Origin of the sequence: Novosphingobium sp. BW1, from assembly GCF_008107685.1 — a bacterium.
Taxonomy (GTDB): Bacteria; Pseudomonadota; Alphaproteobacteria; order Sphingomonadales; family Sphingomonadaceae; genus Novosphingobium.
In genome coordinates, this window is sequence record NZ_VIRF01000078.1 from 305,879 (window position 1) to 325,497 (window position 19,619).

Below are 19,619 nucleotides of genomic sequence, written 5' to 3' on the forward strand. Positions count from 1 at the left end.
CGCAGTCATGACCGCGCCGGACCACTGCGCAGAGACGTATCATCCTGGACCTCGCGCGTGGCTCAGGACTATCCCGCAAACATGCACGGCCGCTTTCGCGCGCCATCCGCACGGGTCCGGAGTTTTCCGATTTCAGAAACACATGTGACCTTCGCCCACCCCTCAGTATTGCGCGCAAGGGCATTGCAGGGCGCACTGCCCGGCCTATATCGGGAACGCGAAACCGCACACCCATGCCAAGAAGGATGAACGCATGACCATCGCCGTAGGTGACAAACTTCCCGACGTGAAGCTGATGAAGGCTGGCGAGAGCGGCCCCGAGCCGGTCCAGACCGCAGACTACTTCGCGGGCAAGAAGGTCGCGCTCTTCTCGGTTCCGGGCGCCTTCACTCCGACCTGTTCAGCGAAGCACCTTCCTGGCTTCGTCGACAAGGCGGCTGACCTCACGGCCAAGGGCATCGACGAGATCGCCTGTACCGCCGTTAACGACGCCTTCGTGATGGGTGCCTGGGGCAAGGCCGCCGGCTCGTCCGACGTCACGATGCTGGCCGACGGCAACGGTGACCTCGTCAAGGCGATGGGCCTCACCATGGACGGCTCGGGCTTCGGCATGGGTACACGCGGACAGCGCTTCTCGATGGTAGTGAACGACGGCGTGGTCGAGCAGGTCTTCGTCGAAGCCCCTGGCACCTTCGAGGTGAGCGCGGCGGAATACATGCTCGGCAAGCTCTGAGCGCGGACCAGATCCGATACAAAAAGGGGCGGCGTACCTGTGGTGCGCCGCCCCTTTTTCGTGTTCGTTCAGGACCTGCGGTGACGGATCAGTAGCCCATCAGGCTCAGCACTTCCTTACGACTGCGCTCGTCTTCCAGGAACGTGCCCATCATGCGGCTGGTGATCATGCCCACGCCCGGGGTGCGCACGCCTCGCCCGGTCATGCAGCCGTGCTGCGCCTCGATCACCACGGCCACGCCGTGCGGCTTCAAGTGATCCCAGATGCACTGGGCAACCTCGGCGGTCAGACGCTCCTGAATCTGCAACCGACGCGCATAGCCGTGCAGCACGCGCGCAAGCTTCGAAATGCCAACCACGTGATCGCGCGGCAGATAGGCAATCGCCGCCTTTCCCTGGATCGGCGCCATGTGGTGCTCACAGTGCGACTGGAAGGGGATGTCCTTGAGCAGCACGACCTCGTCGTAGCCGCCCACTTCCTCGAAGACGCGGCGCAGGTGGATCGAGGGATCTTCCTGGTACCCCTGGCAATATTCCAGCCAAGCGCGTGCGACGCGCTTGGGCGTATCGAGCAGCCCCTCGCGGCTCGGGTCATCGCCCGCCCAGCCGATCAGAGTGCGAATGGCCTCCTGGACATGCTCCGGCACATCGGGCTTGCCGAGCGGATTGTCCGTGTCCGGCTCGTCCAGACAGCTCATCTGCGCCTTCTCCTTTTCCATCTTTCCTTCAGGCGCACCCGCATTAGTGCCCCTTTCCGGCGAAACAACCCGCGACGTTCGATCGGCTCGAACATTTCGTCGGGACGTTCAGGATCGAGAAGCGCGCTGTCGCCCAGCTTCTTCTCGGCATCGGAGAGTTCCTTCAAGGGCAGCGGGACCAGCCGGCGGCCCTGATTTCCGCGCGCTTCGTTGAGCGTGTCGATCATCTCCCGCATCGACCCCAGTTCCTCGACACGCCGCGCAGCTTCGTCGAATTCCAGCGCGCAGTGCTCGCCAAGCAGGCGGTAACGCACCTTGCGGATGGTCTCGGGAAGTTCGGGACGGTCGGCGTTGGCAGGCCGCTCGATGTCAAGGAACACGTCGCATTCGCTGTCGAGCCCCATCGACCGGTTGTTCATATTGGCCGAACCGATGCGCAGGATACGGTCATCGATGATCGTCAGCTTGGCGTGAACGTAGATCGGCGTACCGTCGCTCGCGACAGGATAGTAGAGCTGGAAGCGCCCGGCGTGATCGGCCTCGCGCACGATCTCCAGCAGGCGCGTGCGCGCGGAATCCATCGCCACCTGCTCCAGCCATCCATCGGCGGTGAAGGGATTGACGATGATGATCTCGGGCGGATCGTCTTCCATAAGCCGCTCGCAGATGGCCTCGGCAATGACGCGTGAGGCGAAATACTGCGTTTCAGCGTAGATGAAGCGCCGGGCGGAGCGGATCTGCGCGACGAAGAGCGCCTCGATCTCGCTGACCTGCGGGCAATCACCATACTTCGCGCGCGTGCGCGCGATGCCCAGTTCAACGTCCCGAAATTCGCCGTGCAGGCTTTCCGGCCAGGGGCTTTCCTGCTGCAACTTGCAGGGCTCCAGCGGCCTGCCGCCGGCCACCTCCCAGCGGTCGCGCCCCAATTCGCCAAGCGCGCCGGCGACCTCGCCCTCCATCATCATCGTGATGTCGTGCCAGGGGCTGTAGAGGCGCCCGGTCGGACGGCGGCGGCGCGTGTCGCGGGGCAGATGCTCGCTCGTGTCCCAACGGTCGGTAGTCATGTCGATACCGCCGCACACTGCGAAGACATCGTCAAGCACGACGATCTTCTGATGGTGGCTGCAGCCCAGCGGATGGGCGGCGTCAAACTTGAAGTCGATCTGGTCACGCCGCGCCCAGCGCAGCAGGTCAACCAGCATGGTTCCCCGGAACAGTGACTTGAAAAGCGCGAAATTCCATTTCAGTATTCGCACCTCCAGGTCTGGATTGTGCTCCACCAGCCACAGGATGAACGAGCCGAGGCGCGCCGGAAAACGGCGCTTGCGCCCCTTCTGCCACCACCGGCGTCCATCGGAGAGCAAAATGCGCGAATCAAAGTCCCAGCCGATCAGGAAAACCCGCTGCCGCGCCGCTTCCATGGCCTCACGCACCAGTTTGAAATAGTCGTCTGCATCAATGACCACATGCGCCTTGCGCGCCATCGCATAGCGCCAGACCGAGGGAGCGGAGATGTCCTCCAGGTCCGTTCCAAGGCCGGTGCGATCCACCTCGTTCATTCCGATGTCCATGTACTGCTACGGCCGAATACTGCTGCCTAAAGTGCCGCGATACCGGAATGTTCCCCCAAAGCTTGAGTGCACGCCCCCCTTTGGCACCATCTTTTGTGCAATGCAGTACAGTGCAGCCCACCCTGCCCGACGCACAAGTCCCAAGCCCACCTCACCCCCGCGCGCCCTTTCAAGGACATGACGCTCAAACCCTGAAGAGCGCGAACAACAGGCCGTGAAAAAGTGTCATTTTAGCGGTTGATCTGGAGCCGTTCAGCGGTCATCCATTAGGCGTGTGCAACACATGCACCACCTCTGGTCGCCCATTTGCAGTGCAGCACGCTATTGCCCGGGGCGGCCTCGCGCGGTTCGTTTTCGGACGGCGTTCGTTGTCCGGACAACTTGAGCCGGACCCAAATTCACTGCCCTGCGTTATCCCGGGGCAACTCTCCGTGAAGTCGAGCCCAACCGGCCTCGTGGAGCAAACAAGGAGTACACCATGAAGAATTCGCTCATCGCCGCCGCGATCCTCGCTGCGGGCCTGGCTCCCGCCGCCGCCGTGGCGCAGGACGCTGCGGCTCCCGCAGCCGAGACGGTCGCCCCGACGGTGGGCGCCAAGGTCTTCGACCCTGAGGGGAACGAAGTCGGCGCCGTTGAAGCCGTCGCGGGTGAGGTGGTTACCGTGAACACGGGCGTGGCCCGTGCCGGTCTTCCCACCAAGGCCTTTGCCATGCGCGAAAAGGGTCTGACCATCGGTATGACCAAGGCGCAGCTTGAATCCGCTGTCATGGGCGCCAAGGCCGAAACCGGCCAGGCCAAGGAAGCGGCCATGGTCGTCGACGCCCCGATCAAGAGCAGCGACGGCCAAGTTCTCGGCACCATTGCCAAGCTCGAGGGTGAGGACGTGACCATGGAGCTCGCCAACGGCGATGGCGCGACCGCCCTGTTCAAGAAGGCCAACATCGGCCTCATGCCCGACGGCTCGCTCGCCATCGGCATGACTGCGGCCGCCTTTGCGCAGGCCATCGGCGGCTCGGCTCCGGCCGCACCCGTCGAGGAAAGCCCCGCAGCGGAATAAGACGTGCGCTTCCAGCCCCGGGCTGGAGACATTCAGACGAAACGGGGCCGGGATGGACAGACCATCCCGGCCCTTTTTCATAGGTGGGCTCCGCAAAGCGCCCTTCGCGGCATTGCATATTTTGCAACTTAAGCCCCTGCGCGCAGAAATCTGGGGAAATACCTTGCGATTCATCGTGGGTTTGGAGCAAGAGGGCGCAGAAATTGTCCCGGCAACAACCTGCACGAGACCTGCAAGCCCCTTATAACCACGATTGGACCCGCGTTGACCTTCCCTGCGCGCATGAGACGCATTCTACAGGCTCTTCACAGCTTCGACTCATCGCTCGACCTTGCCCGCCGCCGCATCGCCACTGCCATCGGCGCGATCATCCTGGGGCTCATCGCCATTGCCTTTGCCTGGATGGGCGACAAGGCGCAGGAACTGTTCACCCGCTTCCAGTCCGACAATATCTACCTGACGCTTGTGCTTACGCCTTGCGGCTTTGCCGCGATCGTGTGGTTCACCAACCGTGTCAGCCCCGCCGCGCGTGGCTCGGGCATTCCGCAGGTCATGGCCGCGACCAAGAACCTCGACCTCGCCTACACCCGCCTCCTCACGATCCCCACCGCGGTCGTGAAGCTGCTGCTGACCGTGGGCGTTCTGCTCGTGGGCGGCTCGGTGGGGCGTGAAGGCCCCACCGTCCAGATCGCCGCAGCCATCATGGTGGCCTGCCACAAGGTGATGCGTGTCCCCATGACAGCGGGCGTGCTCATCGCAGGCGGCGCGGCCGGTGTCGCTGCCGCCTTCAACACGCCGCTGGCCGGCGTCGCCTTTGCCATCGAGGAACTTGCCTCCGCATTCGAGCAGCGCGTTGCCGTCCTCGTCATGGGCGCTGTCGTCATCGCCGGTCTCGTCTCGCTCGGAATTGCAGGCGACTATGTCTATTTCGGCGTCATGCACGAGACGCTGGAGCTGACCTCGGTGCTCGTCATCACGCCCGTGGCCGGGATCCTGGGCGGTATCGCAGGCGGCCTCTTTGCCCGCATCATGCTGTCCTTCGCGCGCAGCGGGCATCCGGCCTTCCAGGCCATCCGCAAGCGCCCGGTCCTCTCGGCCTTTGCCTGCGGCCTCGTCGTAGCCATCGTGGGCATCGCCACCGGCGGCGCGACCTGGGGGACAGGCTATGAAACGACCAAGATGATGATCGAGGGCGAAGCCACCCCTTCCGGCTGGTTCGGCCCCGCCAAATTCCTGGCGACTGCCGCGACGGCGGTCTCGGGAGCTCCGGGCGGCATTTTTGCCCCTTCTCTCTCCGTGGGCGCGGGCTTCGGTGAACTGCTCACGTTCGCTTTCCCCGATGACGCCATGCCCGCCGTCGTCCTCTTGGGTATGACCGGCTACTTCGTGGGCGTCGTACGCGCGCCGCTGACGGCCGTCATCATCCTCATGGAGACCACCGCCAACCGGGGCATGATCCTGCCGCTCTTCCTCACCGCCATCATCGCCGATGCGGCCAGCAAGCTGGTGTGCCAGACCAAGCTCTACCACGGGCTCTCGCAGGGCTTCCTGCGCCAGCGGGAGGACAACCGCGAGCGGCAGGCCTGAGCGTCGCCCCTCGCCCTCCCCGCCTCGTCGAGCCCTTCCTACCGCAAACACAAAAAAGCCGCATTCCCGAAGGATGCGGCGTTTTTGATGCGGTGAACGCTTTGGAAGCCATGGTGCGCCCGGAACGATTCGAACGTCCGACCCTCAGATTCGTAGTCTGATGCTCTATCCAGCTGAGCTACGGGCGCATATTCGCTTGGCTCTCTCCTAATGCGCAGACAAGTCATTCGAAGAGAATGGTGCGCCCGGAACGATTCGAACGTCCGACCCTCAGATTCGTAGTCTGATGCTCTATCCAGCTGAGCTACGGGCGCGCATATATTTGTTCTCCTGAACTCCAACAAACCATTCGGAGAAAATGGTGCGCCCGGAACGATTCGAACGTCCGACCCTCAGATTCGTAGTCTGATGCTCTATCCAGCTGAGCTACGGGCGCGTTGGAGAGGCGCCTCTAGAAAAGGAATCGGGGTCGGTCAACATCTATCTGCATATTCTTCTGAAGAATCGTGATTCAGCCAAATCTTAAGTGCATCTGCCAGCGGATAATCGAGCGGCGGCATGGCCAATTCTCCAAGGCCTTGAGGCGCATACCATTGAGCCTGGCCGCCCTCCTGCGAGACCGGAGTCCCCTCCCACGCGCGCGTGGCATAGAGGAGAAGGACAAGCGCCCTGCGCCCGGACGCTCCCCCGCCCCCTTCGCCCAAAAGTCCGCTGGCGAACCCCACAGGCACAAGCGATGACGAATCCAGCCCGACGGCCAGTTCCTCCTCCATCTCGCGGACAGCGGCTTGCTCGGCGCTTTCACCGGGATCCACCTTGCCGCCCGGAAATTCCCAGAGCCCGGCGTGCATCGTTCCCTCAGGCCGTTGCTGCATGAGCACGTGCCCTTGCGCATCGACCAGCGCCACCGCGACCACCACAAGCGGTGTCAAATTTTTTGCCACTTTGCCGCCTTCATTTAATCAATCCTTAAGCTCCACCCGCAAGTTTAAAGGGCAACCTAGTCATCACAAGGTCCGAGGCCGCGATGCTCCCCCTGACCAGAATGCAAACCCTGCTTCGCGACGCCCGGGGCGCGAGTGCAATCGAATACGGGTTGATCATGGGCCTCATCACCCTCGTCATCGTAGTGGCTATGCAGAGCGTCGCCGACGAGACCATCGCGATGTGGGGTAATGTCAACGACAAGACCTCAGAGGCCCTTTCATCATCGGGCTAGCCCCTGCAGACTTAAGCATTTTTCAACTATTCCAACCTACCAATCAAGAGGTTCGGCAAGCCTGAGACAAAATGAAGGTGGGCCGGACCGGGTACGTTAGACTGCTTTTCATCAGGAGACATTTCATGAAGTTTCTCACCAAGCTGCGTCGCAACGAAGAAGGTGCCACCGCGATCGAATACGGCCTGATCGCCGCCCTCATCGCCGTTGCCGCGATCACCGCGATGACCAGCCTCGGCACCAACCTGAGCAACACCTTCAACAAGACCTCGACCACGCTGTCGAACGCGAACACCTAATTTCGCAGGTCTACCGTGCCACTCGCCTTCACGGCGATGGCTGGCTACAGAAACGGGCGGCAGGGCATCCTGCCGCCCGTTTTCATGTACCCCCAGGGACGCTCGTCGGAAATCTTTACACTGCGACGCCGTCCCCTCAGCCTACCCGCCCGGCCAAGGGGTGCCGCTCATTAACGAGCGCGACAAGCCGCGCGCTGTCGACATGGGTGTATATCTGGGTGGTGGCGATATCGGCATGGCCCAGCAGCGTCTGGAGCACACGCAAGTCCGCCCCGCCCTCCAGCAGATGCGTCGCGAAGGCATGGCGCAACACATGGGGCGAAACCCTCGCCGGGTCGAGATCGACACGAACGGCCAGATCGCGCAATAACTGAAATAGGCGAACCCGGGTCAGATGACCGGACCGCCCACGCGAAGGAAACAGAAAGCGCGAGCCCGCCGCTTCCCCGCGCACCGCGAGCCAGCGCGACAGAGCCGCGCGCGCGCGCGTGCTGACTGGCACCATTCGCTGCTGCCCACCTTTGCCCTGCACATGCAGGAACGGCGTGTCGCGCGGTACGCCAGCCAGTGGCAGGGCAACCAGTTCGCTTGCGCGGAGCCCGGATCCGTACAGCAACTCCAACAGCGCCAACAGTCGCACAGGTCCGCTCTCCCCTCCCCGCGCTTCGTCCTCCGCCTGTGCCAGAAAGCGTGTCACATCCTCACGCGAGAGCAGCCGAGGCAAGGGACGCCGGGTGCGTGGGCGCGGCAAGGCCGGCGAAGGATCGTCTTCGCGCAGCCCCTCGTCCACGAGGAACCCGAAGAACTGGCGCAAGGTTGAACACTTGCGCGCAAGGCTGGCGGCCGAAAGCGAGGCCCAATGGCTGGCAAGAGAGGCCAGCGCATCGCCGTCCGCTCCGGCCAGGTTCCCCAGCGCCGACTGGGCACCCTCCAGGTCCCTGCGATAGGCTGCAAGGGTGTTGGCAGCCGCACCGCGCTCGGCGGCCATCATAGTGAGGAACGCCTCGAGCGGATCCTCCCGCGGTGCCATCACGCCTTCACGCCGATCGCGATCAGGTGCGCGCGATCGCCTCGGCCGCGATCATGCGCGCCTCGGCCTCGAGCCCCACTTCGCGCATGGCCGCCACGATGTGATAAAGATAACGCGGAGTCATCTGTCTCCAGTTGGCGCCCTGCATGCCAAAGCCCGCCAGGATCACCACGCTCGCGGCATCGCCGCGCGCTGCAGCCGCATCGATGGCCCGCGTCCAGCGAGTCTCGCCATCGAGCGCCAGGGACAGATCATTCGAGTAGCCCATCACACGGCTACGATCGAGGCGGTTCAGTCCGGCCAGTCCGGCCACGAGGAATCCTGCCTTGCGTTTGCCAGCGCTCGCGTCCTCATCGATGAAGCTGTCGAGGCTTCCCGACGATGCGCTCTGGTTGGCGCCGGGCGCCGACAGCACGACCAGTGCCCAGCCCTCGCTGCCACCCTCAACAACGGGCGCCCAGCGCGCCGCATTGGCGTCGAAACCAGCCGCCAGCATCGAGCCCAGCAGAGCCGGCGCTTCAGCGGCGACATCCTCGCTCGGCGCGATACGCGCGGCGGCAGCTGCGGTCAGGACCCGCCCGCAATAGGCGCTGCCATCGTCCTCCAGTTCGCTCCACAGCGTGCGCATCGCCGCGATACGCGCGGCAGACGAAGGAAGCGCGTAGGCATCGCGCAGGCTTTCCGCGCGCGTTTGCCAGGCGCTTCCCGTATCGGGATCGGCGTAGAGCTGCGCGTAGAGATCGACCAGCGCCGCATTCGAGAGGATACCCGAGGCCCCGGCCCGCACCGAGGCCTTCGCACGGCGCTCCAGGCCCACCATCGGCGCCAGCACTGTGGCCGCATCGTAGCGCCCCTCGTTGGGGGCCATGAGCGATTCGGGAGGCGCGATGCCGACCCCGCGCGCCAGGGCATAGCGCCAGGGCGTAAGGTCCGAGACATTGTCCCACTCGATCGTGACGGCACGGCGCGCCTTGCCCGCAGCGCCCGAATAGCGCTGCGCCAGCAGGAGGTCGATGCGCGGCAGTTCCTTGCGGGTCATGTCGCGATCAAGCCGAGAGAGCGCAGCGTTGCTGTTACCGCGAAACGCATCACAGATAGCACCTGCCACGTTCCATTCGGCATCGCTGCGCATCGAGCCCTGCGTGGCCATGATCGGGCACAGACCCGTCATGTCCGCCGTCCCGAGATAGACGTCGAGCACTTGCGCGCCGATCTCGGGCGTATAGTTGGCAATGTCGATGTCCTGCAGCAGCGCGCGGGCCGCGTCATACTCGCCCATACGCACCAGCAGGGCCACGCGCAGCGCCAGGAAATCCTGCGCGCTCATGCCCTCGGGCGCATCGAGGCGCGAGAGCAGAGCACGGCGCAGCGCGATGTGCCCCCAGCGCGAAACCAGCGCGCCGCGATTGCCCGAAAGCGCCAGGCGCAGCAGCGCCGGATCACCGCCCTGAAGCGAGCCCGCAGCCAGACCGCCTTCATCGGCATCAAACAGGCCGACATGGGTCATCGTACGGCGCGCCTGCGGGGGCATGTCGAACTCGACCTTGCGCCCGATAAGCCCCTCGAAATCTTCCGGGGACATCTTGCCCAGCTCTTCCAACGAGGGAAGGCGTTTGAGGGCGAGCCCGTCATTCCCCCGGCGCGCATCGTCTTCGGCCACGGCCTGCTGCGGTAAACGCTGTACGACCTCCCCTGGGGCGGGCTGTCCCGACGGCGCAGAACCGGAGCGCGTCGCGATAGCCGTAGGGCTTGGTGCAGCACCTGACGAGGGCCGGATTGCCGGACGCGCGCTCGTGCGCGGCGCGGGCGTCGACGTCGGGCTCGGCGGCGCGGCCGGCTTGGGATCCTGGAACATCTTGGGAAGGAGCGATTCGGGCGAATCCTGCGCGACCGCCCAGGCCGACATCAGGCTGAGCGCCGCGCCCGCAAGGAGATAAACCGCCCTCACGGCTGAACCTCCGGCACGGCAACCGGCAAGACCTGGTCCTCGATCGGCATTTCGCCAGCATCGATCCAGGCAACGGCCAGAACCGCCCCTGCAGCCAGAACGACAAGCCCCATAGCCAGAGCCAAACGCCCACGCATTCTAATCGTCACTCGCCTTCCTTCACCGATGCTTGCGCTGCGACCTAGCGCAACTATAGGCGGTGGGGCAATGGACGTTCAACAGACCCGCTACTCGGCGCAGGAGATATCCGCGCTCGCCCGCCAGATCGATCGCCCCATCGTGCTCGTCGGCATGATGGGCGTCGGCAAGTCGAGCGTGGGCAAACGCCTCGCATCAATTCTGGACTGCCCTTTCGTCGATGCCGATGACGAGATCGAACGCTCGGCACAGATGCCCATTCCCGAAATCTTCGAGACGTACGGCGAGGACTATTTCCGCGATGGCGAGCGCCGCGTCATCGCCCGCCTCATGGCCGAGAACGAAGGCTGCATCGTGATTGCTACAGGCGGCGGAGCCTTCGTCAACGCACAAACCCGGGCACTGATCCTTGAAAAAGCGGTCACGATCTGGCTCGACAGCGACGTCGACACCCTGGTCGAGCGCACCGCGCGCAAGGACAACCGCCCCCTTCTCCAAAACGGCGACCCACGCGAGATTCTGAGCCGGCTGCGCGAGACCCGTCAGCCCTTCTATGCGCAAGCCCCGATCCACATCGTCAGCGGTCAAGGGCCCCACGTCCAAACAATTAACAAGGTCTTGCAGGAACTTACTGAATGGCTGTGATCCATGTCGACATCGCCCAGCGCCCCTACGAGGTTCGCGTGGGCCAGGGCCTCCTTGCCGAGATCGGCGCCGAGTGCCGGGGCTTCCTGCGCAAGCGCGCCGTTCCTGTCATCACCGATGCGAACGTGCACGCGGCCTGGGGGGAAATCGTCGAGGCCTCGCTGAGCGCCCACGGCCACGAAGTTCACTGGCGCATCCTGCCCGCGGGCGAACAGACAAAATCCTGGGACGAACTGGCGGCCACGGTGAACTGGCTACTCGCGCTCGAGGTCGAACGCGGCGACCACATCCTTGCGCTGGGCGGCGGTGTCATCGGCGACCTGACCGGCTTTTGCGCGGCTGTCCTCAAGCGCGGCTGCAAGTTCATCCAGATACCCACGACGCTCCTCGCCCAGGTTGATTCAAGCGTGGGCGGCAAGACCGCGATCAACACCCCCGCTGGCAAGAACCTTGTCGGTGCTTTCCACCAGCCCTCGCTGGTGCTCGCAGACCTTGACGCGCTCGACACACTGCCCGAACGCGAACGGCTGGCTGGCTATGCCGAAGTCGTGAAGTACGGCCTGATCGACGATGCCGATTTCTTCGCTTGGTGCGAGGCGAACGGCGCAGCCATGCTGGCGGGCAACGGCGGGCTGCGCGAATATGCAGTCGCCCACTCGGTCGCCGCCAAGGCGCGGATCGTGGCCGAGGACGAGTTCGAGACCACCGGCAAGCGCGCGCTGCTCAACCTTGGCCATACCTTCGGCCATGCGCTGGAGGCCGAGACCGGCTTTTCCAGCGACCTTCTCCACGGCGAAGGTGTTGCGCTGGGCATGGTGCTCGCCGCGCGCTATTCGGCGCGCCTGGGCCACATGAGCACGGCGAGCGCGGAGCATGTTGCCCGCCACATCGCCGACGTCGGCCTGCGTGCCGAGATCGCCGAGCTCGGTCTTACTTGCGACGGCGCAGCGCTCGTTCGCCACATGCTGCACGACAAGAAGATGGACGCGGGCACCCTGCCCTTCCTTCTGATGCAGGGAATCGGCAAGACCTACCTCGACAAACAGGTCGACCTTTCCGATGTCGCCCCCTTCCTCGACAGTGAACTGGCCCGCCCGACCAAGTAGTTTTCAGGGGGTGCCAAGTTCCCCAACGACCACCACCTTCCAAAAGACGACGACATGTGTGCGGTGTGCGACCGTGTGCGCACTCTGTTCGCAAATCCGTCAGAAAATGGGAGTATGTATACGGCTAGGTCGACCCCGAGGCCCGATCGGGGAGCGGCGCGCATGCCACTTCGCGAATCCCCCTGACAGCGGCATGCACAGGCGGCAGGTCCCCACGGCCTGCCGCCGTCCGCGCGGCGTGCATGGCCGACTTCGGGAACGGCCACATGCCGTGGTGCATTCTCCTTTGTGAAAGGAGAAAACCCATGAAAGCCCAGTCCAAGGCCCAGCAGAAAGCTGCAGGCGCAGCCCTTTCGGCCAAGCGCGGCGAGATACCCAAGTCCGAACTGCAGGGCGCCTCGCGCGAGATGGTCGAGACCATGACCGAGGCCGAGCTCCAGGATATGGCCTCCACCTCGCGCGCGGGCAAACCGGACCGCAAGGAGGGTTGAGCAGTGCTCTCCGGAGGACGTCCCCCTCTCCCCATGACATTGCGCAGACATGTGGTAATGGTGCCCGCGATCATAAGAAAGTTACGCGAGCATCCTCTGCATGACAGCCCCCGAAGCGACACCCGATTTTGAACACGATCCACTGACCTCCGCCGAGGACCGCGCCTTTCTCGGCCATCCCAAGGGGCTTGGCTATCTGTCCTTCGTCGAAGGCTGTGAGCGCTTCTCCTACTATTCCATGCAGACACTGCTCGTGCTCTACATGGTCAAGTACCTGTTGCTCCCCGAAAATGTGGGCAACGTGGTTGGCCTGTCATGGCTGCGTTCGGCCCACTACACCGGGCTTGAAGGCCAGCCGCTCGCCTCGGCGATCTTCGGCGACTACACCTCGCTCGTCTATCTGACCCCGGTTCTGGGCGGTATCCTCGCCGACCGCTGGCTGGGCCGCCGCGCCGCGCTCATCGCAGGCGCCGTCATCATGTCGATGGGGCATTTCCTCATGGCCTTCGAGGGCTTGTTCCTCTTTGCGCTCATCGCGCTGGTCATTGGGGTGGGCCTGTTCAAGGGCAATATCGCCAGCCAGGTTGGCGAGCTCTACGGCCCCGGGGACCTACGCCGCGCGATGGCCTTCCAGATCTTCTACATCGCGATCAACGTCTCGGTCATCGCCGCCCCGCTCGTCGCGGGCACCGCCGGCGAGGAGCTGGGCTGGCACTACGGCTTCGGCACCGCTGGCGTGGTCATGGTGATCGGCCTGCTCATTTACCTGAAAGCCCGCCCATGGCTGCCGGGGGAGAGCGCCAAGGGTGCCGATACCGCCAAGGAAGGCGCCAAGCTCACCCGCGCTGACGCACCGCGCCTGGCGACACTCGCGGTCCTGGTACCCGTGCTCGCCATTGCGATGCTGACCAACCAGGAAATCTTCAACGCCTACCTCGTCTGGGCCGACGAACGCTTTGCCCTGACCTTTTTCGGCCACAAGGTGCCGACATCGTGGATGATCACGATCGATGCCGCGCTCGCCTTTTCGATGCTGGTGGCGGTCGCCTGGTTCTGGAAGTGGCGCGCCGGTCGCACCGGTACCGAGCCCGATGAACTGGGCAAGATGGTGATCGGCTCGGTCTTTGTGATCGTGGGCGGCCTGTGCCTTGTTGTCGCCTCGGCCACCACGCCGGCGGACATCAAGATCGGCCTGTTCTGGCCGGTCATGTTCCACCTCTTCAACTCGATCGGCTTTGCCCACCTGATGCCGGTCAGTCTGGCACTCTTCACCAAGATCGCACCACGCGCCCTCAATGCGACGGTCGTGGGCATCTATTACCTGGCCTTCTTCGCCGCGAACAAGACAATCGGCATCGTGGGCGGGTGGTATTCCTCAATGGACACCACCCAGTTCTGGCTGCTCCACGTCGCCAGCGCCGCGTTCGGGCTTGTCGCCTTTGCGCTGCTCAAACTGTTTCTGGGCAAGACGCTCGCCGATCCGGCGAACATCTGATCCCACTCAGGCGAAGACCGCGACGGACTGCATGCCGGCTACTGCCGGCGTGCCGCCCTCTCCCCACTGCAGGATGTCCTCGCTCGCCAGACCGTGGCCGGACTGGCGGCTGGTCGAGCGGATCAGCCACCAGCCATCGCGTGGCCGCGCCGCCGCGTTGAGCATGTTGACGTGCCACTGCATCGAGCTGACGGGTGTGCGCGGCGGCAAGTAAGGGAGAACGGCGGGCGGCAGGGCATCGCCCAGCAGCACGGCCTCGACATCGGCGTCGAGCCCCTCGCGCTCGCGCACGCGGACCCACCAACACAAATCCGCCTCCTGGAGGCGATCCGCCGGGACCGCCACACGCACGTCGAAGTGCATCTGCATGAAGGCCGGAAGCACCTTAGTCTTGAAGACCGGCGCCTCCTCCAGCGGCATCAGGCCATCGGGCAGAGCATATCCGCCCAGCGCCAGCACACTCTCGCGCGGGTGCATGAAGACGCACGTGGCGAGGAACCCGGTTCCCTTCTCCCCGACCAGCTCGGCTGTCACCCAGACCGCATTGCGGCCCGCGCGCACGACCTTCGCGCGCGCCTCGATGCGGCCCACCAGTGGGGCAATCATCGAGAACTGCGCCGAACGCAGCGGCAGGGGCTCGGGCAGGACTCGGCGCGCGGCTTCCACCGCCAGCGCCGAGGTCAGCCCGCCATAGGCGGTGCGCCCCTGCTGCCAGTCAGGCGTGATCGCAAGGGCAAAGCCGTCCTCCAGCGCCTCTGCTCCGGCGAGCATTTCGACGAGTGCAGGCACCGCCTCAAGCCAGCCGCGCGCCGTTGGGCACGGGCGTGTCGGGCGAGAAGAGCGTGATGCGCCCTTCTTCGTCCCCAAAGCCAAGCGTCAGGCACTCGGACATGGCCTTGCCGATCTGGCGCGGCGGGAAGTTCACAACCGCAGCGATCTGCTTGCCCACCAGATCCTCGCACGCGTAGAGCGCGGCGACCTGCCCGATCGATTTTCGTCTCCCGATCCCGGGCCCGAAGTCGATCACCAGCTTGTAGCTGGGCTTGCGCGCACCCTCGTAGACCGTGGCCTCGACCACGGTCCCCACCCGAATGTCGACCTTCAGGAAATCATCGAAGCCGATGGGTTCGGCAGCCCTGGCGGTAGCGTCGTGGTCGAGGTGCAAGGGTTACTCCAGTTCCAGGATGATCGCGTCCACGGCCAGGCTATCGCCCGCCTTGGCGTTGACCGCCTTGACCGTGCCCGACTTCTCGGCGCGCAGGATGTTCTCCATCTTCATCGCTTCGATCACGGCCAGCGGCTGGCCGGTTTCGACCGTGTCGCCCTCACCCACGTTAAGCGAGACAAGCAAACCCGGCATCGGGCAGATAAGGTACTTGGAGAGATCGGGCGGGATCTTCTCGATCATGTGCTTGGAATGCTGCGACACGCGGGTCGGCAGGCAATCGAGCGTATGAATGGCCCCGCGCGTGGTCATCCTGAAGCCCATGCGCGTGGTTTCGAGCTTGATCGTGATCGGCTCGCCATCGATGTCGGCATCGATGAAGCGATCGCCCGGCGTGTATTCCAGCGCAAGATCCACCTCGACATCGTTGACGAGGATCGTGTCCTCCTCGACGACGACGGTGTAGGGCTCCTTCTGAAGCGTCACCGTCCACTCACCCGGCGGGTCGAGCGGGGTCGCCAACTGTCCATCGACGCGGCGCGCACGGTCAGCGCGCGCGGCGGCGATGAAACCGGCAACGGCGGCCAGCTTGATCTTGAGCTCGTCCGAAGCGGGCGCGCCGTGGAAGCCTTCGGGGTATTCCTCGGCAATGAAGCCCGTGGTCAGTTCGCCCGAGCGAAACCGCTCGTGCTGCATGATCGCGTTCACAAAATCGATGTTGTGGCCCAGACCCTCGATCTCGAAGGCATCGAGCGCAGCGATCTGCTTGTCGGCGGCTTCGTCGCGGGTCTCGCCCCAGGTGATCAGCTTGGCGATCATGGGGTCGTAGAACATCGAGACCTGACCGCCCTCGTAGACGCCGTCATCCACGCGAATGCCGTCGATGCCGCGCCGCCCGTTGGCCGTCCCGTCATCGCTCCAGCCGTCCACCGGCGGGTTGTAGCGCACGAGGCGTCCGGTCGAGGGCAGGAAGCCGCGATAGGGGTCTTCGGCGTAGACGCGGTTTTCGATGGCCCAGCCCTCGATCTTAACGTCGTCCTGCGTCATCGCCAGCTTCTCGCCATAGGCAACGCGGATCATCTGCTCGACAAGGTCGATACCGGTGATCGCCTCGGTGACCGGGTGCTCCACCTGGAGACGGGTGTTCATTTCGAGGAAGTAAAACGATTCGCCCGTCGGATCCGCACCCGAGACGATCAGCTCGACCGTGCCCGCCGAGTGGTAGTCCACCGCGCGCGCCAAGGCGACGCACTGCTCGCCCATGGCCTTGCGCATCTTGTCGGTGACGAAGGGCGACGGCGCTTCCTCGACCACCTTCTGGTGGCGGCGCTGGATCGAGCATTCACGCTCGTTCAGGTAGAGGATGTTCCCGTGCTTGTCGCCCAGGATCTGGATTTCGATGTGGCGCGGGTTCTCGATGAATTTTTCAATGAAGACACGATCATCGCCAAAGGAGTTGAGCCCTTCGCGCCGCGTTGCCTCGAAGCCTTCGCGCACGTCGGTTTCCGACCAGGCAAGACGCATGCCCTTGCCGCCGCCGCCAGCGGACGCCTTCATCATCACCGGGTAGCCGATCTCGTTGGAGATCTTCACCGCATGCTCGGTGTCCTCGATCACGCCGACGAAGCCGGGGACCACGTTCACACCGGCTTCGCGCGCCAGCTTCTTGGATTCGATCTTGTCGCCCATCGCCGCGATTGCGCCCGGGGGCGGACCGATGAAGGCGATGTTTTCCTTGGCCAGCGCCTCGGCGAACGAGGTGCGCTCGGAGAGGAAGCCATAGCCCGGATGCACTGCCTCGGCGCCTGTCTGCTTGCAGGCTGCGATGATCTTGTCGGCCAGCAGGTAGCTTTCCGCCGCCGCCGAGGGCCCGATGTGGATCGCTTCATCCGCCATCTTCACGAAGGGCGCCTGCGCGTCGGCATCGGAGTACACGGCCACGGTTGCAATACCCATGCGGCGCGCCGTCTTGACCACGCGGCAGGCAATTTCGCCACGGTTTGCGATCAGGATCTTCTTGAACAAACCCTCTTCCTCCAATTTGCCGATCAGGCGCTCTCCCCGAGCGTCCCCTGGCGTACTGTTGCGTTATTCCGCCGCTTCGAGCTTCGCGCAGCCCTTGGGCATGCGGCTGGCGTCGACATCGGCGGATGTCTCGGTGATCGCCATAGGCTTGATCCCCAGGCGTTCGAACATGGCAAGGTCGCTGTCATCGCCCGCGTTGGGCGCGGTCAGCAGCTTGTCGCCGGTGAAGATCGAGTTCGCGCCCGCCATGAAGCACATGGCCTGCGTCATCTCGGACATGGATTCGCGGCCCGCAGAGAGGCGCACCATCGAGCCGGGCATGGTGATGCGCGCGACCGCGACGGTGCGCACGAACTCCACATCGTCGATCTTGGCCATCGGGGTGTCGGCCAGCATGTCGCCCAGAACCGTGCCCTTGACCGGCACGAGCGCGTTGACCGGCACCGACTGCGGATGGTCGGGCAGCGTTGCCAGCGTGTGGACGAAGCCGACCCGGTCGGCGCGCGTCTCGCCCATGCCGACGATACCGCCCGAGCACACGTTCATTCCCGCCATGCGCACATTGGAAAGCGTGTCGAGACGGTCCTCCATGGTGCGCGTTGTGATGACATCGTCATAACGCTCGGGCGAGGTGTCGATGTTGTGGTTGTAGTAGTCGAGCCCGGCTTCCTTGAGCATGTCGGCCTGCTCGGCCGTGAGCATGCCCAGCGTCATGCAGGTTTCCATACCCATCGCGCGCACGCCCTTCACCATCTCGATAATGGCGGGCATGTCACGGTCCTTGGGGTTGCGCCAGGCCGCGCCCATGCAGAAGCGGGTCGAGCCCTGGTCGGCGGCCTGCGCGGCGCGCTGGAGAACTTCCGACACGCCCATCAGCTTGGTCGCCTTCACCCCGCTCTTGGCGTGGACCGACTGCGAACAGTAGCCGCAGTCTTCCTGGCACCCGCCCGTCTTGATCGAGAGAAGCGTCGAAAGCTGGACCTCGTTCGCCTTGTGATTGGCGCGGTGCACCTCAGCCGCGCGGAAGACCAGCTCGGTGAACGGCAGGTCGAACAGCGCAGCGATCTCCTCGCGGGTCCAGTCGTTGCGGATGGCGTTGTGGGGGGCGTCGGTCATAATCAAATCTGCTCCAGGGCCTGCGCGAGGTCGGCCACGATATCGTCGATGTGCTCAATCCCCACGGACACGCGCACGACATCGGGCCCTGCGCCTGCCTCGACCAGTTCGTCGTCGCGCAGCTGGCTGTGCGTCGTCGAAGCCGGGTGGATGATCAGCGAGCGCGTGTCCCCGATATTGGCCAGGTGGCTGAACAATTCGACCGAGGACACGAGCTTCACGCCCGCCTCATAGCCGCCTTTGACCCCGAAGGTGAAGACAGCGCCGCCCTTGCCGCCCAGATAGCTCCTCGCAAGTTGGTGATAGTCGCTCTCGGGCAGTCCGGCATAGCTGACCCAGGCGACCTTGGGGTGGGCCTGGAGCCACCTGGCCAGATGTAGCGCGTTGGCGCAGTGGCGCTCCATGCGCAGCGCCAGAGTTTCCATTCCGGTCAACACGTTAAAAGCGTTCTGCGGCGCAAGCGTGAGACCAAGATCGCGCATTCCCAGCGCCCGGCAGGCCAGGATAAAAGCCAGATTGCCAAACGCCTCGGTAAAGACCTTGCCGTGGTAGCTGGGATTGGGTTCGGAGAGATAGGGAAACTTGCCCCCTGCACTCCAGTCAAAGGTGCCCGCGTCCACGATCAGGCCGGCAATCGAATTGCCGTGTCCGCCCAGAAACTTGGTGGCCGAATGCACGACCACATCGGCGCCGTGCTCAATCGGGCGGCACAGCGCAGGCGTCGCCATGGTGTTGTCGACGATGAGCGGCACGCCCGCCGCGTGAGCGACCTTGGCGATGGAGGCGATGTCCTGCACCACCCCGCCCGGATTGGCGAGGCTCTCGATGAAGACCGCGCGGGTCTTGTCATCAATGGCTGCGGCAACTTCCTCGGGATCGTCCGCGTTCACGAACTTCGAATCCCAGGCCATTTTACGGAAGCTATGCCCAATCTGGTTGAGCGAGCCGCCGTATAGCTTCCGCGCCGCCACGATGTTGCAGCCCGGCTCCATGAGCGTGTGGAAGGCCAGGAACTGCGCGGCATGACCCGAAGCGGTGGCAAGCGCCGCCACCCCGCCTTCGAGCGCAGCGATCTTGCCTTCGAGCGCCCCGTTCGTGGGGTTCATGATGCGGGTATAGATGTTGCCGAATTCGTTGAGCGCGAAGAGGTCGGCCGCGTGCTCGGGACTGTCGAAAACATAGCTTGCCGTCTGGTAGATCGGCGTGATGCGCGCGTTCGTCGCCGGATCGGGCTGGGTGCCGGCGTGGATGGTCATGGTCTCGAGCTTGTGCGTCATGTCCCTCTCCTGTCCTCTCG

General features: G+C 64.3%; 20 protein-coding genes and 3 tRNA genes. 9 read left to right on the forward strand and 14 right to left on the reverse strand.

The window, feature by feature from the left end; translation table 11 throughout:
• Positions 1-253 precede the first annotated feature (253 nt).
• A complete protein-coding gene (locus FMM79_RS13735; RefSeq protein WP_148627999.1) occupies positions 254-733 on the forward strand; it encodes a peroxiredoxin in 480 nt (159 codons plus the stop codon).
• Positions 734-821: 88 nt separating this feature from the next.
• Here FMM79_RS13735 and folE read toward each other — a convergent pair whose 3' ends face one another.
• On the reverse strand, positions 822-1,430 hold the full coding sequence (gene folE, locus FMM79_RS13740) for a GTP cyclohydrolase I FolE (RefSeq protein ID WP_148628000.1): 609 nt from the start codon (positions 1,428-1,430) through the stop codon (positions 822-824).
• Positions 1,427-2,989, reverse strand: a complete 1,563-nt coding sequence (locus FMM79_RS13745; RefSeq protein WP_148628001.1) for a phospholipase D-like domain-containing protein — start codon at positions 2,987-2,989, stop codon at positions 1,427-1,429. Before FMM79_RS13745 ends, folE begins: the two co-directional genes overlap by 4 nt.
• A gap of 490 nt (positions 2,990-3,479) precedes the next feature.
• Here FMM79_RS13745 and FMM79_RS13750 point away from each other — a divergent pair, with 490 nt between their 5' ends.
• Both FMM79_RS13750 and FMM79_RS13755 read left to right on the forward strand, forming a co-directional pair.
• A complete protein-coding gene (locus tag FMM79_RS13750; protein WP_148628002.1) occupies positions 3,480-4,058 on the forward strand; it encodes a hypothetical protein in 579 nt (192 codons plus the stop codon).
• Positions 4,059-4,340: 282 nt separating this feature from the next.
• On the forward strand, positions 4,341-5,645 hold the full coding sequence (locus FMM79_RS13755) for a chloride channel protein (RefSeq protein WP_148628003.1): 1,305 nt from the start codon (positions 4,341-4,343) through the stop codon (positions 5,643-5,645).
• A gap of 111 nt (positions 5,646-5,756) precedes the next feature.
• Here FMM79_RS13755 and FMM79_RS13760 read toward each other — a convergent pair.
• From FMM79_RS13760 to FMM79_RS13775, 4 genes are all read right to left on the reverse strand, one after another.
• A tRNA-Arg gene (locus FMM79_RS13760) sits at positions 5,757-5,833 on the reverse strand.
• A gap of 49 nt (positions 5,834-5,882) precedes the next feature.
• Positions 5,883-5,959, reverse strand: a tRNA-Arg gene (locus FMM79_RS13765).
• 45 nt (positions 5,960-6,004) lie between these two features.
• A tRNA-Arg gene (locus tag FMM79_RS13770) sits at positions 6,005-6,081 on the reverse strand.
• Positions 6,082-6,118: 37 nt separating this feature from the next.
• Entirely contained in the window at positions 6,119-6,589 is a 471-nt protein-coding gene (locus FMM79_RS13775; protein WP_256376804.1) for an NUDIX domain-containing protein, read from the reverse strand.
• A gap of 101 nt (positions 6,590-6,690) precedes the next feature.
• Here FMM79_RS13775 and FMM79_RS13780 point away from each other — a divergent pair, with 101 nt between their 5' ends.
• On the forward strand, positions 6,691-6,864 hold the full coding sequence (locus FMM79_RS13780) for a Flp family type IVb pilin (protein ID WP_240339180.1): 174 nt from the start codon (positions 6,691-6,693) through the stop codon (positions 6,862-6,864).
• 125 nt (positions 6,865-6,989) lie between these two features.
• Positions 6,990-7,163 (forward strand): Flp family type IVb pilin, encoded by a 174-nt coding sequence (locus FMM79_RS13785; RefSeq protein ID WP_148628005.1) that lies wholly within the window; start codon positions 6,990-6,992, stop codon positions 7,161-7,163.
• 136 nt (positions 7,164-7,299) lie between these two features.
• On the opposite strand, the gene FMM79_RS13790 is transcribed toward FMM79_RS13785, so the two are convergent.
• From FMM79_RS13790 to FMM79_RS21255, 3 genes are read right to left on the reverse strand one after another with little or no spacing between them, the layout of a single operon-like run.
• Complete coding sequence (locus FMM79_RS13790) at positions 7,300-8,193, reverse strand: tyrosine recombinase (RefSeq protein WP_148628006.1); 894 nt, start codon at positions 8,191-8,193, stop codon at positions 7,300-7,302.
• A gap of 22 nt (positions 8,194-8,215) precedes the next feature.
• A complete protein-coding gene (locus FMM79_RS13795) occupies positions 8,216-10,141 on the reverse strand; it encodes a hypothetical protein (RefSeq protein ID WP_148628007.1) in 1,926 nt (641 codons plus the stop codon).
• The gene (locus FMM79_RS21255; RefSeq protein ID WP_153269329.1) at positions 10,138-10,290 is read right to left on the reverse strand and encodes a hypothetical protein; all 153 of its coding nucleotides are present in this window, start codon (positions 10,288-10,290) and stop codon (positions 10,138-10,140) included. The genes FMM79_RS13795 and FMM79_RS21255 overlap by 4 nt, the downstream gene beginning before the upstream one ends.
• A 58-nt stretch (positions 10,291-10,348) precedes the next feature.
• Between FMM79_RS21255 and FMM79_RS13800 the strand changes: the two genes are divergently transcribed.
• The 4 genes from FMM79_RS13800 (at position 10,349) to FMM79_RS13815 (ending at position 14,016) form a co-directional block, all read left to right on the forward strand.
• The gene (locus tag FMM79_RS13800; RefSeq protein ID WP_148628008.1) at positions 10,349-10,924 is read left to right on the forward strand and encodes a shikimate kinase; all 576 of its coding nucleotides are present in this window, start codon (positions 10,349-10,351) and stop codon (positions 10,922-10,924) included.
• The gene (aroB, locus tag FMM79_RS13805; RefSeq protein ID WP_148628009.1) at positions 10,915-12,030 is read left to right on the forward strand and encodes a 3-dehydroquinate synthase; all 1,116 of its coding nucleotides are present in this window, start codon (positions 10,915-10,917) and stop codon (positions 12,028-12,030) included. Before FMM79_RS13800 ends, aroB begins: the two co-directional genes overlap by 10 nt.
• Before the next feature lie 305 nt (positions 12,031-12,335).
• Positions 12,336-12,521, forward strand: a complete 186-nt coding sequence (locus FMM79_RS13810) for a DUF3008 family protein (RefSeq protein WP_148628010.1) — start codon at positions 12,336-12,338, stop codon at positions 12,519-12,521.
• A gap of 100 nt (positions 12,522-12,621) precedes the next feature.
• Positions 12,622-14,016 (forward strand): peptide MFS transporter, encoded by a 1,395-nt coding sequence (locus tag FMM79_RS13815; protein ID WP_148628011.1) that lies wholly within the window; start codon positions 12,622-12,624, stop codon positions 14,014-14,016.
• Positions 14,017-14,022: 6 nt separating this feature from the next.
• Here the strand turns inward: FMM79_RS13815 and FMM79_RS13820 are convergent, their stop codons facing one another.
• From FMM79_RS13820 to FMM79_RS13840, 5 genes are all read right to left on the reverse strand, one after another.
• Positions 14,023-14,805, reverse strand: coding sequence for a thioesterase family protein (locus FMM79_RS13820; RefSeq protein WP_205466666.1), 783 nt, complete (start codon positions 14,803-14,805; stop codon positions 14,023-14,025).
• Positions 14,806-14,809: 4 nt separating this feature from the next.
• Positions 14,810-15,181: a tRNA-binding protein gene (locus FMM79_RS13825; RefSeq protein WP_148628012.1), complete on the reverse strand. Its 372-nt coding sequence runs from the start codon at positions 15,179-15,181 to the stop codon at positions 14,810-14,812.
• A 3-nt stretch (positions 15,182-15,184) separates the two neighbouring features.
• A complete protein-coding gene (locus FMM79_RS13830) occupies positions 15,185-17,206 on the reverse strand; it encodes an acetyl/propionyl/methylcrotonyl-CoA carboxylase subunit alpha (RefSeq protein WP_148628013.1) in 2,022 nt (673 codons plus the stop codon).
• Positions 17,207-17,269: 63 nt separating this feature from the next.
• Positions 17,270-18,322, reverse strand: a complete 1,053-nt coding sequence (gene bioB / locus FMM79_RS13835) for a biotin synthase BioB (protein WP_148628014.1) — start codon at positions 18,320-18,322, stop codon at positions 17,270-17,272.
• Between the two features lie 2 nt (positions 18,323-18,324).
• A complete protein-coding gene (locus FMM79_RS13840; RefSeq protein ID WP_148628015.1) occupies positions 18,325-19,599 on the reverse strand; it encodes an O-acetylhomoserine aminocarboxypropyltransferase in 1,275 nt (424 codons plus the stop codon).
• Positions 19,600-19,619: the final 20 nt, after the last annotated feature.

Coding starts and splice junctions, on each gene's coding strand:
- FMM79_RS13735 (WP_148627999.1), top strand. CDS start 254: ATGACCATCGCCGTAGGTGACAAACTTCCCGACGTGAAGCTGATGAAG.
- folE (WP_148628000.1), bottom strand. CDS start 1,430: ATGAGCTGTCTGGACGAGCCGGACACGGACAATCCGCTCGGCAAGCCC.
- FMM79_RS13745 (WP_148628001.1), bottom strand. CDS start 2,989: ATGAACGAGGTGGATCGCACCGGCCTTGGAACGGACCTGGAGGACATC.
- FMM79_RS13750 (WP_148628002.1), top strand. CDS start 3,480: ATGAAGAATTCGCTCATCGCCGCCGCGATCCTCGCTGCGGGCCTGGCT.
- FMM79_RS13755 (WP_148628003.1), top strand. CDS start 4,341: ATGAGACGCATTCTACAGGCTCTTCACAGCTTCGACTCATCGCTCGAC.
- FMM79_RS13780 (WP_240339180.1), top strand. CDS start 6,691: ATGCAAACCCTGCTTCGCGACGCCCGGGGCGCGAGTGCAATCGAATAC.
- FMM79_RS13785 (WP_148628005.1), top strand. CDS start 6,990: ATGAAGTTTCTCACCAAGCTGCGTCGCAACGAAGAAGGTGCCACCGCG.
- FMM79_RS13790 (WP_148628006.1), bottom strand. CDS start 8,193: ATGGCACCGCGGGAGGATCCGCTCGAGGCGTTCCTCACTATGATGGCC.
- FMM79_RS13800 (WP_148628008.1), top strand. CDS start 10,349: ATGGACGTTCAACAGACCCGCTACTCGGCGCAGGAGATATCCGCGCTC.
- aroB (WP_148628009.1), top strand. CDS start 10,915: ATGGCTGTGATCCATGTCGACATCGCCCAGCGCCCCTACGAGGTTCGC.
- FMM79_RS13810 (WP_148628010.1), top strand. CDS start 12,336: ATGAAAGCCCAGTCCAAGGCCCAGCAGAAAGCTGCAGGCGCAGCCCTT.
- FMM79_RS13815 (WP_148628011.1), top strand. CDS start 12,622: ATGACAGCCCCCGAAGCGACACCCGATTTTGAACACGATCCACTGACC.
- bioB (WP_148628014.1), bottom strand. CDS start 18,322: ATGACCGACGCCCCCCACAACGCCATCCGCAACGACTGGACCCGCGAG.
- FMM79_RS13840 (WP_148628015.1), bottom strand. CDS start 19,599: ATGACGCACAAGCTCGAGACCATGACCATCCACGCCGGCACCCAGCCC.